This window comes from Gammaproteobacteria bacterium (assembly GCA_016712635.1).
Taxonomy (GTDB): domain Bacteria; phylum Pseudomonadota; class Gammaproteobacteria; order SZUA-140; family SZUA-140; genus JADJWH01.
The window spans coordinates 214,593-231,111 of record JADJQS010000015.1; the positions used below are offsets into that span (position 1 = coordinate 214,593).

Below are 16,519 nucleotides of genomic sequence, written 5' to 3' on the forward strand. Positions count from 1 at the left end.
CGGCGGCGATCGCACCATGAACGGACCAGAACAAGCGCAGGACCTTCCGCCCGAGTTCGAGAAACTGCGCCGGCTCGCGGGTTTTTCCGAGGAGATGTTCAACCGCATCATCTCGTTTCAGGAGCGGCTGCATCCGGCCTGGAATCCGGCGCTGTCCTTCGCCGAGCGCATCCGGGAGCTGCCGCTGCATGCGCTGGTATTCAGCAATCCGGACCGCGATCCGGCGCAGCATGCCCATACCGTCGCGCCGTTTTATCCGCTGCGCGCCGAGCTGCGTCAGATCGCGCAGTGCGCGCGCCAGGTGGCGGACGACCCGCTGATATGCGACGTCCACGGACGCAACGGCTTCCTCGGGAGCCTGCTCGCGCGCGAAGGTGTGCGCGTGCTCGGCCTGACCGACCCGGCCGACAAGCCGAACCAGATCGCCGAATTCTATGACTCCTCTTGTTATGAGCCGAGCAGCGACACGCTTGAGACGCTGACGCGTCCGATCGATGTCGCGTTCTCGGCCTGGATGCCCGCGGACGTCAACCGCACGCCCGCCATCCTGGCGCATGCGCCACGGTTGATCGTCTTCATCCACACCGATCACGCCGACGCCTCCAGCGGCCGGCGCCAGACCGGCACCGCCGAGGCCTACACACAGCTGCCGGCGCGCTACCGGCAGATCGCTGAATGGACGATCGTGCGGCCGAAGGATCTGCTGCACGAGGTGTGGCCGGACCTCACGCCGAGCATTGAGGAGACGCGCCACGTCAGGATCTTCGCCGACGAGCCATACCGCGCCATCCACGTGGAGCACGAGATGGAGGCTGTCGATCCCTACGACTGGGAACAGGAGCTTGATCTCGCGCTCACCGCGCTCGAGGCTAGGCAGTACCTGCGCACGCGCGGATTCACCGTCTGAACCGGCAGCGTTTCGCGCTATAATGCGCACGTCGGTCCGGAACACAGGGAGGCATACCATGAGGGCTATTGGCGCGACAGCAGTGATCGCATGCGTGCTCGTGCTCGCGGCCTGCGGCCCGTCGGAAAGCGACATGAAGGCGCGCGGCATGACCGAGCGCTATTATCAGCTCATCCAGCAGGGGCAGTTCGCCGAGGCGGCGCGCTTCCATCCGGAAAAGGATCGCGCCCTGGCGGAGGACACCCTGCGGCAGCATCTGGAAAAGCTGGGTGTGCTGCAATCCTTCCAGATCAGCGCCGAGGAGCAGAACACTGTATACAGCGGAAAGTTCTACATCTACACGGTGGATACCAGCTATGAACGCGGTCATGCCTCGGAGCTGTTGACGCTCAAGACCTGGGTCAGCGCCAACGATTCGCTCAGCATCGTATCCCACCAGATCGACGCCGACTGATCTTCACAACGTATCGGCGTATACGCCGGATATACCCCCTCCCGTTCGATATTTCCTCCCCGCGCGCATGGCGAGCGCGCCGCGATCAACCTCTGCGGGCGTTAAGGCGTCTTTAAGCTTCATTTGTCATCCTGTAATCCTTCTATAAGGAACAACCCTGATAAGGAGGATCACAGTCATGAATGTCATCGTAAAAAGCAGCCTGCTGACCGCCGGACTCGCCTTTACGCTAGCCGCGCAGGCCGATGCGCCGAGTTCCCTGCACTTGCCCGATACGCATTCGGACAAGAACATGGGCAAGATCTCTCTCTATCGCAACCAGATCAAGGACTACAAATTCGGCAAGAACGACGACATCACCAACAACACGGTATTCATCACCCTGGATACCACGGGCGACAAGGTGTTTACCCTGTCGCTGCACGAAGACCCGGTCGTCAACACGGAGATCGCGGAAACGCTGCGCGAAGCCTATCTGCACGATATGACGGTCACGCTCTACAGTTCGAAGTTCGTCAAAGAGGGCGGCGCCATGAAAATCCATGCGGTGCAGCTGGAGCGGGCCGGCAAGTAGGAACACGGCGGTCCGGCGGCGCCGTGCTGCCGGGCCTTACCCTGACAGCTAAGATTACACGCACGCACCAATTCAACCGTGCCACCGCCGGAGTCGGCATTTATAAGGGACGCCGCTTAGGCGCAGGAGATCCATCAAGGTGAACAATAACAATAAAGTGAAGGTCTGGGACATCCTCGTCCGCGTGTTCCATTGGTCATTGGTGACCTTATTTATCGTGGCCTACCTGACCAGCGAGGAGGAAAATCCCTGGCATATCTACTCCGGGTATGTGGTTCTCGGGCTGATCGCGTTTCGGGTGATCTGGGGCTTCGTCGGCACCCGCCATGCGCGCTTCAGCGATTTCCTGTATTCACCCTCGACGGTCTACGCCTATCTCAACAGTGTGATAAGCAGACATCCCAGGCACTACCTTGGCCACAATCCCGCCGGCGGATGGATGATCATGGCCTTGCTGGCCGGCCTGTTCGTCATCTCGATCAGCGGTCTCAAGCTCTACGCCATCGAGGAAGGCAAGGGTCCGCTGGCCGGGGATTCCTCACTCATCAGCTACGCGCAGGCCGATGAGGGCGAAGAGGATGAGGATTCGGGGGCCGGCGAACGCGGCGAAGGCCGCCATGATGACGGCGAGAAGCCGGGCGAAGAATTCTGGGAGGAATTGCACGAGATATCGACCAATGTCACGCTGCTGCTGATCGCCCTGCACATCGCCGGTGTCATCGTTTCCGGCAGATTGCACCGCGAGAATCTCGTGAAGGCCATGATCACCGGAAAGAAGCGCCGGAGCGAGGGCTGACCCGCGTACATCGGGGCGTGTCTGAAAAACGGGGGCAGAATTCAAGGACAGCCTGCAGTGTCCCCGCTTAAGCCCCTGTCTCCCTTCTCATCTGCCTCCGCAGCACCAGCTTCCGCAGGGTGACATAGAACACCGGCGTCAGGAACAGGCCGAACAGCGTCACCCCGATCATGCCGGAGAACACGGTGACGCCCATCACCTGGCGCACCTCGGCGCCGGCGCCGCTGGAGAACACCATGGGGGTGACGCCGGCGATGAAGGCCATGGAGGTCATCACGATCGGACGCATACGCAGGCGGCACGCCTCGATCGCCGCCTCGACGGGACCCATCCCCTCGAGCTCCTTCTCGCGCGCGAACTCGACGATCAGGATGGCGTTCTTGCACGCCAGTCCCATCAGCACGGCGAGTCCGATCTGCACGAAGATGTTGTTGTCGCCGCCGGTGAGCCAGATGCCGCACAGCGCGAACAGCAGGCACATCGGCACGATCAGGATCACGGCGAGCGGCAACGTCCAGCTCTCGTACAACGAGGCGAGCACCAGGAACACCAGCAGCACGGAGAGCGGGAACACCACCAGCGCGGCGTTGCCCTGGGTCACCTGCTGGAAGCTGAGGTCGGTCCATTCAAAGCTCATGCCGGGAGGCAGCGCCTGGGGCGCCATGGCGGAGATCACGCCGATGGCCTGCTGCGAGGACATCACGCGCGGATCGGATTCGCCGAACAGGTCCGCCGCCGGGTAGCCGTTATAGCGGATCACCGGGTCCGGGCCGTAGGTCTGGCCGACCGTCACCACGCTGCCGATCGGTACCATCTCCCCGTTCTGGTTGCGCGTGCGCAGCGCCGTGATGTCCTCCGCGGCGTCGCGGAAGGGCGCGTCCGCCTGCGCGTACACCTGGTAGGTGCGGCCGAAGCGGTTGAAGTCGTTCACGTACACCGAGCCGAGGTAGATCTGCAGCGTTTCGAACACGTCGGTCAGCGCCACGCCCTGGGCCTTCGCCTTGACGCGGTCGATCTCTGCGGTGAGCTGCGGCACGTTGGACTGGTACGAGCTGAACGGAAAGCCCATGCCGGGGACCTGCGACAGCGCGCCGGCGAAGCCGTTGACCGCATTCTGCAGCTCGCCGTAGCCGAGGCCCGCGCGATCCTGCACATAGAGCGAATAGCCGGAGCCGGTGCCGATGCCGAGGATGGGCGGCGGCATGATGGCGAAGGCAAAGGCCTCCTGAATGGTGGCGAACTTGCCTCCCAGCTCAGCCACGATGTCCTGCGCCGGACGCGCGCGCTCGTCGAAGCCGTCGAGGCCGAAGAACACCGTGCCGGCGTTCGGAGTGTTGTTGAATTGCAGCGCGTTCAGGCCGGGGAAGGCGACGGCATCGCGCACACCCTCGGTGGACAGCGCCAGTTCGCTCATCTTGCGCACCACTTCCTCGGTGCGGTCGAGGGACGAGCCCTCGGGCAGCTTCACGCCGCCGATCAGGTAGAGTTTGTCCTGCGTCGGGATGAAGCCGCCGGGTACGGTGCGGAACATCACCACCGTCGCCCCGATCAGGATCAGATACACCACCAGCATGAGCGGCGCGCGCTTCAGTGCGGGCCGGCCGCTCTCGGCATAGACATGGGCGGCGCCGCGGAACGCGCGGTTGAACGGGCGGAACACCCAGCCGAACAGACGGTCGATGATGCGCGTCGGCAGGTCGGGCGGCGCGCCGTGCGGCTTCAGCAGCACCGCGGCCAGCGCCGGTGACAGGGTCAGCGAGTTGATCGCCGAGATCACGGTGGAGATCGCGATGGTGACGGCGAACTGGCGGTAGAACTGGCCGGTGATGCCGGACAGGAAGGAGATCGGCACGAACACCGCGACGAGAACCAGCGCGATGGCGATGATCGGTCCGCTCACCTCGCGCATCGCCTGGTGCGCGGCGGCGAGCGGCGTGAGGCCGTTCTCGATATTGCGCTCGACGTTTTCCACCACCACGATGGCATCGTCGACCACGATGCCGATGGCGAGCACGAGCCCGAACAAGGTCAGCGTGTTGATCGAGAATCCGAGCGCGAGCAGCACGGCGAAGGTGCCGATGATGGAGACCGGCACGGCGATCAGGGGGATGATCGAGGCGCGCCAGGTCTGCAGGAACAGGATTACCACCAGCACCACCAGCAGCACCGCCTCGAGCAGCGTGGTTACCACGGCCTCGATCGAACCACGCACGAACACGGTCGGGTCGTACACCACATCCCATTTGATGTCGGCGGGGAACAGGTCGTCGAGCTCGGTCATGCGTGCGCGCACCTGGTCCGACAGCTCGATCGCGTTTGAGCCGGGGGCCTGGAAGATGACGACCGCCACCGCCTGTCCGTTGTTGAGCAGCGAGCGCAGGGCGTAGTCTGCGGCGCCGAGTTCGAGCCGCGCCACGTCGCGCAGGCGGGTGAGCTCGCCGCTGGCGCCGGTCTTGACGACGATGTCGGCGAATTCCTCCTCGGTGACGAGCCGGCCCTGGGCGTTGATGGAGAGCGTGAAGTCGCTGGTCCGCGGCTGCGGCGGCGCGCCGATCTGGCCGGCCGACACCTGCACGTTCTGCTCGCGGATCGCGTTCACCACGTCGCCGGCGGTGAGGCCGCGCGCCGCGACCTTGTCCGGATCGAGCCAGACGCGCATGGAGTAGTCGCCGCCGCCGAAGATCATCGCCATGCCGACGCCGGGGATGCGCGCGAGCTCGTCCTTCACGTGCAGCGTCGCGTAATTGCGCAGGTAGAGCGCGTCGTAGGTCTTCTCGGGCGAGAGCAGGTGCACGACCATGGTCAGGTTCGGAGACTGCTTCTCCGTGGTCACGCCGAGGCGGCGCACGTCCTCCGGCAGGCGTGCGCTGGCCTGGTTGACGCGGTTCTGCACCTGTACCTGGGCAAGATCGATATCGGTGCCGGGCTTGAAGGTAACGGTCAGGTACATGACGCCGTCGGAACCGGCGACCGATTTCATGTACATCATGTTCTCGACGCCATTGATCGCCTCCTCGAGCGGGGTGGCGACGGTCTCGGCGATCACCTTGGGATTGGCGCCGGGGTAGACCGCGCGCACCTGCACGGTGGGGGGTACCACGTCAGGATATTCGGTGATCGGCAGCAGCGGGAGGGCGATCAGGCCGGCGGTCAGGATCAGGATGGAGATGACCGCGGCGAAGATCGGACGGTCGACGAAAAAGCGCGAAAAGTCTTTCACGGCTGTGCTCGCTGTCTCGGTGGATTAATGACCGCCCGCCATGTCCGGACCCGGCGCGGGCGGCGGATCGCCCATGCGGATGGTCTGCGGCATGACCGGCATGCCGGGGAAGAAGATCTTCTGTACGCCGTGGACGATGACCTGATCCTCCGATCCGAGGCCCTCCGCCACGATGCGCAGGCCCTCCGCGCTGCGCCCGAGCTTGACGTCGCGACGCAGCGCGACGTTATCCGGGCCGAGTACGTAAACATATTTGCGGTCCTGGTCGGTGAGGATTGCCTTGTCATCCACCAGCGCGGCGGGGAACTCGCCGCTGCCGAGCAGCTGCACGCGCGCAAACAGCCCGGGGGTGAAGATGCGGTCCTTGTTGTCGAGTACGGCCCGCACGAGTATGGTGCCGGTCGCCGGGTTCAGCTGGTTGTCGACGAAGTCGACGTAACCATCGTGCGGAAAACCGGCCTCGTCGCTCAGGCCCACCTTGACGGGTACACGCTTCTCGCGCGCGCTGGGACGCTCGCCGCTGCGCGCCATCTCGCCATAGCGCAGGTAGGTCTGTTCATCGCCCTCGAAATACACGTAGACCGGGTCGATCGACACCACGGTGGTGAGCGTGCTCGGGCTGGGGTCGGTCTGTACCAGGTTGCCCGCCGTGACCAGCGCCTGCCCGGCGCGGCCGTTGATGGGCGAGCGCACCTCGGTGAAATCGAGGTTCAGGCGCGCCGTCTCGACGGCGGCCTGGGCCGCCTGCACGGCGGCGTTTGCCTGCTGCTCCGCTGCGCGGCGCTGGTCATGCGCCTCCTGCGAGAAGACGTTCGTCTCGAGCAGCTTCTGCGCGCGCGCGGCCTCCGACCCGGCGAGCGCAGCCTGCGCGCGTGCCTGCGCCAGCTCCGCCTCGGCGCGGTCAAGCGCGGCGCGGAACGGACGCTGGTCGATGACGAACATGACGTCACCCTTGCGAACCTCGCCGCCTTCCCGGTAGCGCACCGCCTCGATGATGCCGCTCACGCGCGGGCGGATCTCCACGATGTCGGTCGCCTCGATGCGTCCGGTGAATTCATCCCATTGCGCGACGTCGCGCACCTCCACCCTGGCGACACTGACGGCGGGCGGCGGCGGTCCGCCCGCCTGCTGCTGCGCCTGCTGGCCCTGGCCGCAGGCGGCGAGCATCACGGCGGCGGAGACGAGTGCGAGTAATGACCGCAATTCCTTGGACGGGAGGAAAGTGCTCATGAGCTGCTCCGGGATAGTAATCTTGATTCAGACCATCTGTGGCCGTGACCGGACGCTGGACGGAAATGCGCGCGGACGCGGGAATGACAGTATATCAGCCATGTTCCCTGCGCGCGCCAGCACACGACTCCGCAACAGCAGCGCGGGTTTTTATGCCCTTGATCTTTGTGGTGTCATTCGTTCAGGCGAGGCCGTGATACTTGATCGACCGGAACCATCGCAGGCCACGCGGGTTTGCTTCGGGCCGGGCACGATTGCTGGCCGGAATGACGATGGAGACTGGACTCGCTCCGAGGCAGCCTGGATTCCGGCGCCAATCCTTCGAAGTGCTTCGCAGCAGGAGTCGCCCGGGGCCCATACTCTATCCGTCTAACAGAACGGCTTCGGGCATGTGTCAGTCTGTTGCGATTAGGCGCCTGATTAAAAGGGAGTGACGGGCCGCATCGGACCCGGAGCTCAGGAGTATACGACTGCGGGATGGAGGCTTCCGGTCTGGCAATCAGACCGGAAGACGATCCGGTAGTTCTCCTGCGGGGTCAGCTTGTACGCGCGGCGGTCGCGGCGAAGCTCGGGATTGAACGGCGGCGGCGGGCGTACCGTCCTATCATCGATGTGAGCGGATCCCAGCCGAGGAACCCGGTGACGCCGGGATAGATGGCGAGCAGCGGCAGGACGGCGAATGTCCCTATGGCCCCTTCACCGGCGAGCGTCACCGTGATCAGGGCGTAAATGCGGGAAAGTTCCTGCAAGTTTGTGTCAGCCCCACAGGACGACGGCCCCGGGCCGCCCGGTGCGCGCCCCGCCATGTCAACGCCGGGGCGCCCGCTGCATGGTCCGTCGGGAGGTCAGAGTACTCATCAAGGCATCAAGGGGTCAGAGTACTTGAAAACATAATTCTCTCTCGTTAATCTGCCACTACATTCCTCGAACGCAAACGGAGTTGCGTTTTGGCCCGATTGCCAAGGATCGTCGTGCCCGGGCAGGCATTGCACCTGGTCCAGCGCGGCAACAACCGCCAGGCGTGCTTCTTCGCCGATGACGACTATCGTCACTATCTCGACAGTCTTCGGGACGCGGCAAGGCAGAATGGCTGCCACATCCACGCCTACGTGCTGATGACGAACCATGTCCATCTGTTGCTGACTCCCGATCGCATCGAGGCGCCATCGCTGACCTTGCAATCGGTCGGGCGGCGCTATGTGCGTTACATCAACAAGGTGTATCGCCGCACCGGGACATTGTGGGAGGGGCGCTACAAATCGACCCTTATTGATTCCGAGCGCTATCTTCTCACGTGCAGCCGCTATATCGAACTCAACCCGGTTCGTGCAGGGATGGTTGAGCGTCCGGATGCCTATCAGTGGTCGAGTTTCCGCTGCAATGCTGACGGTCTCACCGATATTCTGGTAACGCCGCATCACCTCTACGAAAGACTCGGCACGACCACTGCGTCGCGATGCGCGGCCTACCGCGCCTTGTTTTCCTGCCACATGGATGATGGGATACTTGACGCTATCCGAGGCGCGACCAAGACCGGTATTGTTTTAGGCGATGAGCGTTTTCGTGGACAGGTCGAGCGAATGTTGCATCGACGGGTCGACCGGAAGCCGCAGGGTGGAGACCGCAAAAGCGAGGCCTTCCGAGAGCGAGAAGGTATATATGAGAAGTGATAATATCAACAACTCTGACCCCTTGATGGGTAGTGGCGTGGTACAGCAGCCGGCCTGGCTGGCAGATGCAAGCGATGTGGCTGTTGGCAGTGGTGGCCAACTCTACCTGCTTAAGGATATGGAAATTTCGGTCTATGACGGGACGGGCGAGATACCGTTCGCCGACCTTGATGCCGGTGGATTGCAGTCTGTCAACGATATAGAGGTCGGACCTGACGGTGAGGTGTACGTCGCAGGTCTTACAGGCCCGGGCCCGGCTGACCTATTTAAGGTGATTAGCAGTACGACATTGTCCGAAATACCACTGCCCGACGAGAATGACGCCGAAGCCAGTGCCGCTATATTGAGCCGGTCTGCCTGGGGTCTGATCGTGGGGACAGGACGCGGCTACATCGACCACGTATTCTCCGATGGGTCATCGGCTACCATATTCCAGGCCAGTCTGAACGGGCGTCCGGTGCCCGGTTTAGGAGTGGATGACGCGGGAACGATCTGTTGGAGCGTTATTAATTCTCCGGTGAATTGTCGTCAGGCGAATGGCACAACCCAGGCCATGTCGTTCACGGCACTTACACTGACAATGGGTGGAGACGGATCGATCTACTTTGATGATGCTGGTAGCAATATCAACCAATGGTTGGCAAGCGTTATAACGCCTCTAATCGATGTCATTACAGAATCCACGGAAGGCGAATTACAGATCACAGGTACGCTGGGTGGCGCTCTCTTTAACGTGGCCTATGTCCGTGACGCCTTGGGTCGGGTCACGCAACAGAGTGAAACCGTAGCGGGGTCCACCACCGTCTATGACTATTCCTACGATCTGGCGGGTCGCCTGAGCCAAGTGAGTCAGAGTGGCCAGGTTGTGGCAACGTACGGGTATGATACTAACGGTAACCGAAACGGCGGAACTTACGATGCGCAGGACCGTTTGCTGAGCGATGGAACGAATACCTACACCTACACCGCTAACGGCGAATTACTAACCAAAACAAATGCATCTGGGATTACTACGTACAGCTACGATGTGTTTGGTAATCTTAGGCAGGTGGTATTGCCGGATACCACTGAGATCGAATATCTCATCGACGGACAGAATCGCCGCATCGGCAAGAAGGTAAATGGTGATCTGGTACAAGGCTTCCTCTATCAGGACCAGCTCAACCCTATTGCCGAACTTGATGAATTCGGTAACGTGACGGCGCGATTTGTCTACGCCGAAAAGGCGAACATACCAGGCTATATGATCAAGGACGGAAGTACCTACCGTGTTCTTTCTGACCACCTAGGAAGCCCACGACTGGTCGTAAATACGGAGGATGGCTCGATCGCTCAGCGTATCGATTATGACGTCTGGGGTAGGGTAGTCAACGACACCAATCCAGGGTTCCAGCCGTTTGGTTTTGCCGGGGGGATCTATGATCCGCACACCAATTTCGTGCGATTCGGGGCAAGGGATTATAATCCTCATACGGGTAGGTGGACGGCGAAGGATCCAATATTATTTGATGGCGGAGACTCAAATCTTTATCTATATATCAATGCCGATCCAATAAATAATGTAGATTCTACTGGTAAATGCCCACAATGCCTTCTTGCAGGTTTCGGTGTGGGGGCAGTTTCATATCTAGGTGGAACTATAATCGGTGATGGTGAATTTTCATTTGGTGATTTTTTAGTGGCAGGTTTTGGGGGTGCTACAGCGGTTGCAGTGGCTGGACCAGCAAGTCTGACTAGTGTGGTTGGTGGAGTTAAGGCGAGATCGCTGGTGGTTGGCGGGTTTAGATCGTTCCTCGGATTGTTTGGTGAATTAGGTATTAATATTGGTTTCCACGGGTACGATGTAGCAGGGATAATTTCATCCGCTCAGGCAGAGGAGCTGGAAAAACAAATGTATAGCCATAGAGCGATATGCCGCTAATTTACGGCATGTCATGGAGGCATCCAGCGATACTACTATTTTGTAGTGTGGTGCTGTTAGGGCTAATAGAATTGTATATCGAAAGTAAATTCCCCCCCGGACAAGGTGGACCAAGGTACCAAGCACATTTTACTTGGCCGTTAATGGTAGGGGGATTAGTGCTTATGGCGTGGTTTCCACTTTATATGATTGCATGCCCAGAGAAATGGTTGTCAAAGGGATCATTATTTCAAATCAATAACCAACAAGACAAAAAGAGACTTCTGATTCGTCAGATAGGATATGTGCTTTTTAGTGCGGAACTGCTGTTAATTACTTACCGGACTATAGTATTGTCATCTCGACTTTAGTTGTCGATTAAGGAGTTAGGGTAATAGAAAATATTATCTTCCCTTCAGAATCTTTAGATGTACTCTTATAAATGTAAACTGTGCTGCGTGTTGACTCTGCTGACAATGATGTTGGCATAAACAGTAGGTAGTTATCCGCCAAGGGAATCGTGAGGCTTCTGTTTGTTGTACATGATGAGCTAGCGACATGTGATTTCCCGCACCTGACCAGTTTACGGAAGAGGTAAAGGTCCATCTCCGCGTTGCCTTTTTGCAATTCGTGCCGCTCTCTCTTAAGGTATTGAAATCTAAAGAAACCGATTTTGAGCCCCGGACACTCGGGGAGCATATCAAGAAACGACGCTTGAGTTTGAAGCTCTACCAAAGGGAGCTGGCGGAACGTCTCGGGGTCGATCCGAATACCATATTGAACTGGGAAAAGGGTCTGATTGCCGAGCCTCCCATCAAGGTTATCCCGGCCATCCTGGCATTCCTAGGATACAACCTGTTTCCTGTCCCAACCACACTGTCTGAACGGATGCTGGCCGCCCGGCGGATAAGAGGGTGGACCATGAAAGAGGCTGCTCAGGCCCTTGGAGTAGATCCATGCACTTGGCAAACCTGGGAGTACACGGGTTCGATCATGTGGAAGCGGTATCGGGCGAAGGTAGAGGCTCTACTGGCTGAGCTGAATCTTTAGAGAACGCATTTCAACCACTGAAGATAAAGTTTACGGGCGCTTGTGGTCTGGCTAGATTAATTCTTAATGAGTTTTTATAGGAAATAATTTTAGCCGTCTTGTAGCTAATTCTAACTAGACAATTCGTCCAGTTGAGAACTATGCGCATAATCGGTTATTTGTTACTACTGTTTGCAGTAATTTGAGTGAGGTAAATTCATTCAACCGCGGTCACATAATCTTCACGATATAGAGCAATGCTAAGTGCTGCTTGAGTCGCTCGATTCAAGTAGAAGGTGAGACATATCTCAATTGGATATATGTCGTATGGTGTTCCACTGGTGTAAAAATCTAGGTTTGTATAACGACGCTATAGCATGTAATAAAAAACTATGGAGAGTATCAATCATGGGTAAGAATAATAAGATTCTTTCTGTCTACTCTCTTTACATAATTCTGTTTTGCATACCATTTAATTCTTATGCCACTATGGCAGAGGATTGGCTGTATGAGATAGAGCCACCAACTTACTACTATAAACCCAGCAATCAATCTATGTTCTACCCTACAGCCTATGGAGCTTGCGTCGCGCGTATGCCGGCGCCATATGTCTCAGGTGGTAATACCCTGATTACTCATTCTGATCCGAATCCAGCATATGACTCAAGTTACGGTTTGGGATGCACATATCGGGTTGTTGATTCCAATGTGTCAACGGGGCAGATACTTCAAATCATTGATCCTTCATATAAACAGCACTGGATTTCGAAGTATCGAGTCTGTGCGCTAGGCTTTAACTATAATTCCGAACAGACCAGTGTCGGCGAATCCGACATGTTCAGGAAAGCAGTTGCTCGATAGGAAATCCTGTTTATCCGGGGCGTGGCGTCAAGTCTGAAATTGAATACGACTATCGAAGCACAGCGGGTCGTAGTCCGTTGTTTTTTGCGCGCCAATATGCCTCATGGCACTTTACACCTTATAGCAGTTCAATCGGTAATCAGTGGACAATTCATGTATTCGGGCGATATTTGATGCTCGATTCCAGTTTTATCGTTGTGGTTCGTGCTGTAGGGGATACCAAGGCATTTGATTTGTCTTCGGGAAACTGGGTGGCTCGCAGCCCAACGCCGGACAGCCTAGTAGTATTCAATGATGGCAATGGCAGCGCATGGCGTTATTACGATGCCGAACGTCAGGCCTATGAGTTTTATGATTCGAATGGACTCCTATTGCGTGTACAACAGCTAAATGGGGACGAATATATCCTTCAATACAGCGATAGCAATACACCCAGTGGCATCGCTCCTTATCCTGGGCTACTGATTGAGATTGAAGCAAGCAGCGGCGCCGAGATCCATCTTTCATACAATGCTCAGGGCCGTTTAATCGAGATGCAAGACCCTGCCAGCCAAACTTATTCTTATAGCTACGGTGATGGGGATGAAGTCCCAGAGGACTATCTGGTATCCGTGGAATATCCGGACAGCACGACACGTCAGTATAAGTATGAAAACAATCTTGGCCCCCTTGCCAACTATGTAGAAGAGAATCCGCCTCCGGGACTGAGTTCTGCAGAGCTCAACGCCCTTGCGGGATATATTAATGGGGTGGCCGACGAAGCAGACATGGAAATAACCACGATTCCATTGGTCAATTACACCGCATTGCTGGGCGAAAATAAGCAACGCCCGCTAACCGGAATTATTGACGAGAATGGTGACCGGTTTGCCACTTGGGAATATGATACAGAAGGTCGGCCCTCAGTAACGACCCATGCGAATAACGCTGACCGCTTTGACCTGCAATACAATTCCAATGGCTCAGTCCAGATCACGAATGCTCTGGGTGGCGTAAATACCTATAACTACCTCGCACAAAGCCATCGCAAGTTATTGACATCGATCTCAGGGAGTCCCTGTGTAAATTGCGGGTGTGGTAATGGTCAATCAATGACCTATAATTCGAATGGTACCCTATGGAAGAGGTATGATTGGAATGGAATCCAGCACCGAAATAGTTATGATAGTCGAGGCTTAGTAACCAACACTACTGAGGGTTACGGTACTAGTCAGCCACGTATTATTACGACGACTTGGCACTCGACTTTAGCGCTGCCGACGCTGATCACACAGTCGGGTAGGACGACAGCCTTCACGTACGACAGCAACGGACTCCTGACCCAGAAGACCATCACCGACACCGGGACGAGCACGAGCCGCACCTGGACCTACGCCTACACCGGAAATGGCCAGCTCTACACGATCAACGGCCCGCGCACGGATGTCTCCGACATCACCACCTTCGCCTACGACAGCGACGGTAATATCTCCTCGATCACCAATGCGCTGAGCCAGGTGACCCAGATCACAAGCTACGACGATCACGGCCACCCCCTGACCATCGTCGATCCCAACGGTCTCACCACCACCCTGACCTATGACTTGCGCGGCCGCCTGACGAGCCGCACCACTGGGTGCGAAGCCACAACCTACACCTACGACAATGTGGGTCAGTTGACGCGGATCACCCTGCCGGACGACAGCTACCTGGATTACACCTACGATGAAGCCCATCGCCTGACCGGGATCTCAGATCGTATCGGGAACTACATCACCTACACCCTGGACGCCATGGGCAACCGCATCCAGGAGGATATCTTTGATCCCAACGACACCCTGACCCAGACCCGCTCGCGGGTCTACAGCAGCATGAACCGCCTGCTGGAAGATCTCGGCGCCGACGACCAGTCCACCGAGTACGCCTACGACAACAACGGTAACCTCACCAGTAGCATCGATCCCTTAAGCCATACCACCGGCCGGACCTACGATGCGCTCAATCGCCTGACCCAGGTCACCGACCCGAACTCCGGAGTCACCGGCTTCACCTACAACGCCCGCGACCAGCTGACCCAGGTTACCGACGCCCGCAGCCACAGCACCAGCTACACCGTGGACGCGCTCGACAACCTGAAGCAGATCGTGAGCCCCGATACCGGCACCACCACCAACACGTATGACGCCGCGGGCAATCTCAAGACCAGTACCGATGCCCGGGGCGCCGTGACCACCTACACCTACGATGCGCTCAACCGAGTTACCCAGGTCAGTACCGTCCTGAGCGGCAACACGGTGACCACGACATTCACGTACGATACCGGTACCTACGGTATTGGGCATCTGACGGGCATGAGCGATGCCAACAGCACCACCAGCTTTACCTACGACATAAAGGGCCGGCTCACGTCCAAAACCCAGACCCTCGGTTCGGTCAATCTGACCACGAGCTACACCTACGACAGCGACGGCCACCTGACCCAGATGACCTACCCCTCCGGCAAGGTGGTGAGCTATGACTACGACCTGCAGGGCCGGATTGCCGCCATCGAGGTCGACAGCACGACCTTGCTCGATGATGTTGCATACGCACCCTTGGGTAGTGCCACAGGCTGGACTTGGGGCAACAGCAGCACCTACAGCCGGCCGCTCAATGATGACGGTAGGGTAGCCTCCTACACCTTGTGCGGCACAACCACTACGCTTTCCTACGACGATGCAAGCCGGATTACCGCCATCGGCAGTCAAAGTTTCGGCTATGACAGCCTGGACCGGTTGACCAGCTACACCGGGGTCGCCAGCCAAGCATTCAGCTATGACGCCACCGGCAACCGAACCCTGTTTACGGAAGGCGCCAATAGCGACACCTACAGCATCGTCTCGACCAACAACCGTATCACGAGCATCAGTGGGATCCACAACCGGACCTACAGTTACAACACCAGCGGCAGTGTCAACGGGGACAGTACTCACACCTACAGCTACGATCCCCGGAACCGCCTTACCGGTGTTGATGGCACCACTACCTACACACTCAACGGACTCGGGCAGCGCATCAAGAAGACGGTCTCGGGGACCAGCACACTCTATATATATGATGAACAGGGCCAGCTGATCGGGGAGTACGACAACACCGGTACCGCGATCAATGAGACTGTCTACCTCGATACCCAGCCAGTCGGTATCTTGAGATCAAGCGCCGCCTACTATGTCCATACGGATCAACTGAACACCCCAAGGGCGATCACCGACAGCGCGAACACCATCATCTGGCGTTGGGACAGCGATCCGTTTGGTACCACAGCCGCGAATGAGGATCCGGATGCGAACAGTGTGACCTTTACCTACAATTTACGTTTCCCAGGGCAGTATTATGACCAAGAGTCCGGACTCAGTTACAACTACTTCCGGGATTACGACCCAGTTACGGGACGATATGTTGAGAGTGATCCGATTGGACAGTGGGGCGGAGTCAATACGTATCTCTACGTGAACGCTAATACCATCAGCTTTGCCGATCCTTATGGGCTGTATCCAGGCGAGGACATCATTGAGTTCATTCCTGATGCGATCGGCGCGGACATCGACTTTTCGCAGAACTATTTCGACATGCGTCGAGCGAAGACGATCGGCGCCGATAAGTATTTCCATTGCAAGGCCAACTGCGAGGCGGCGAGCCGCGGGCCTGGCGGTGCATTCGAATCCAGCATCCTGAGCGAGCTTCGTGAACTGACGGACGAGCACATCAAGGGCGATTCGCCGCAGGCATGTAACGCTGACCGGCGAGCTAATAATCAAGGTCGGCAGGGTGGAGCTAACAACTCAGCCAACTCGAGCTGCCAACAAATCTGTAGCCCGTTCCGTCCGAACGGACTTCCGTCCAACTACTGAGGGACAAAC

12 protein-coding genes are annotated in these 16,519 nt (G+C 58.0%); 9 read left to right on the top strand and 3 right to left on the bottom strand.

Features of this window, described 5'->3' with window-relative positions:
* Positions 1-16: 16 nt before the first annotated feature.
* The 4 genes from IPK65_13915 (at position 17) to IPK65_13930 (ending at position 2,731) form a co-directional block, all read left to right on the top strand.
* Positions 17-907, top strand: a complete 891-nt coding sequence (locus IPK65_13915; protein MBK8164182.1) for a hypothetical protein — start codon at positions 17-19, stop codon at positions 905-907.
* A 58-nt stretch (positions 908-965) separates the two neighbouring features.
* A complete protein-coding gene (locus IPK65_13920) occupies positions 966-1,361 on the top strand; it encodes a hypothetical protein (GenBank protein MBK8164183.1) in 396 nt (131 codons plus the stop codon).
* 178 nt (positions 1,362-1,539) lie between these two features.
* The gene (locus IPK65_13925; protein MBK8164184.1) at positions 1,540-1,935 is read left to right on the top strand and encodes a hypothetical protein; all 396 of its coding nucleotides are present in this window, start codon (positions 1,540-1,542) and stop codon (positions 1,933-1,935) included.
* A gap of 139 nt (positions 1,936-2,074) precedes the next feature.
* On the top strand, positions 2,075-2,731 hold the full coding sequence (locus tag IPK65_13930; protein MBK8164185.1) for a cytochrome b/b6 domain-containing protein: 657 nt from the start codon (positions 2,075-2,077) through the stop codon (positions 2,729-2,731).
* Positions 2,732-2,798: 67 nt separating this feature from the next.
* Here the strand turns inward: IPK65_13930 and IPK65_13935 are convergent, their stop codons facing one another.
* The 3 genes from IPK65_13935 to IPK65_13945 all read right to left on the bottom strand — a co-directional run bounded on the left by IPK65_13935 (position 2,799) and on the right by IPK65_13945 (position 7,930).
* Positions 2,799-5,951 (bottom strand): efflux RND transporter permease subunit, encoded by a 3,153-nt coding sequence (locus IPK65_13935; protein ID MBK8164186.1) that lies wholly within the window; start codon positions 5,949-5,951, stop codon positions 2,799-2,801.
* A 24-nt stretch (positions 5,952-5,975) separates the two neighbouring features.
* The gene (locus IPK65_13940; GenBank protein ID MBK8164187.1) at positions 5,976-7,181 is read right to left on the bottom strand and encodes an efflux RND transporter periplasmic adaptor subunit; all 1,206 of its coding nucleotides are present in this window, start codon (positions 7,179-7,181) and stop codon (positions 5,976-5,978) included.
* A 536-nt stretch (positions 7,182-7,717) separates the two neighbouring features.
* Complete coding sequence (locus IPK65_13945) at positions 7,718-7,930, bottom strand: hypothetical protein (GenBank protein ID MBK8164188.1); 213 nt, start codon at positions 7,928-7,930, stop codon at positions 7,718-7,720.
* A 198-nt stretch (positions 7,931-8,128) separates the two neighbouring features.
* Here IPK65_13945 and IPK65_13950 point away from each other — a divergent pair, with 198 nt between their 5' ends.
* The 5 genes from IPK65_13950 (at position 8,129) to IPK65_13970 (ending at position 16,510) form a co-directional block, all read left to right on the top strand.
* Positions 8,129-8,851 carry a transposase gene (locus IPK65_13950; protein ID MBK8164189.1) on the top strand — a complete coding sequence of 241 codons (723 nt, stop codon included), beginning with the start codon at positions 8,129-8,131 and terminating at the stop codon, positions 8,849-8,851.
* Positions 8,733-10,772 carry a hypothetical protein gene (locus tag IPK65_13955; protein MBK8164190.1) on the top strand — a complete coding sequence of 680 codons (2,040 nt, stop codon included), beginning with the start codon at positions 8,733-8,735 and terminating at the stop codon, positions 10,770-10,772. Before IPK65_13950 ends, IPK65_13955 begins: the two co-directional genes overlap by 119 nt.
* 600 nt (positions 10,773-11,372) lie before the next feature.
* Positions 11,373-11,801 carry a helix-turn-helix transcriptional regulator gene (locus IPK65_13960; GenBank protein MBK8164191.1) on the top strand — a complete coding sequence of 143 codons (429 nt, stop codon included), beginning with the start codon at positions 11,373-11,375 and terminating at the stop codon, positions 11,799-11,801.
* A 387-nt stretch (positions 11,802-12,188) separates the two neighbouring features.
* On the top strand, positions 12,189-12,641 hold the full coding sequence (locus tag IPK65_13965) for a hypothetical protein (GenBank protein ID MBK8164192.1): 453 nt from the start codon (positions 12,189-12,191) through the stop codon (positions 12,639-12,641).
* A 173-nt stretch (positions 12,642-12,814) separates the two neighbouring features.
* Entirely contained in the window at positions 12,815-16,510 is a 3,696-nt protein-coding gene (locus IPK65_13970; GenBank protein MBK8164193.1) for a hypothetical protein, read from the top strand.
* Positions 16,511-16,519 lie beyond the last annotated feature (9 nt).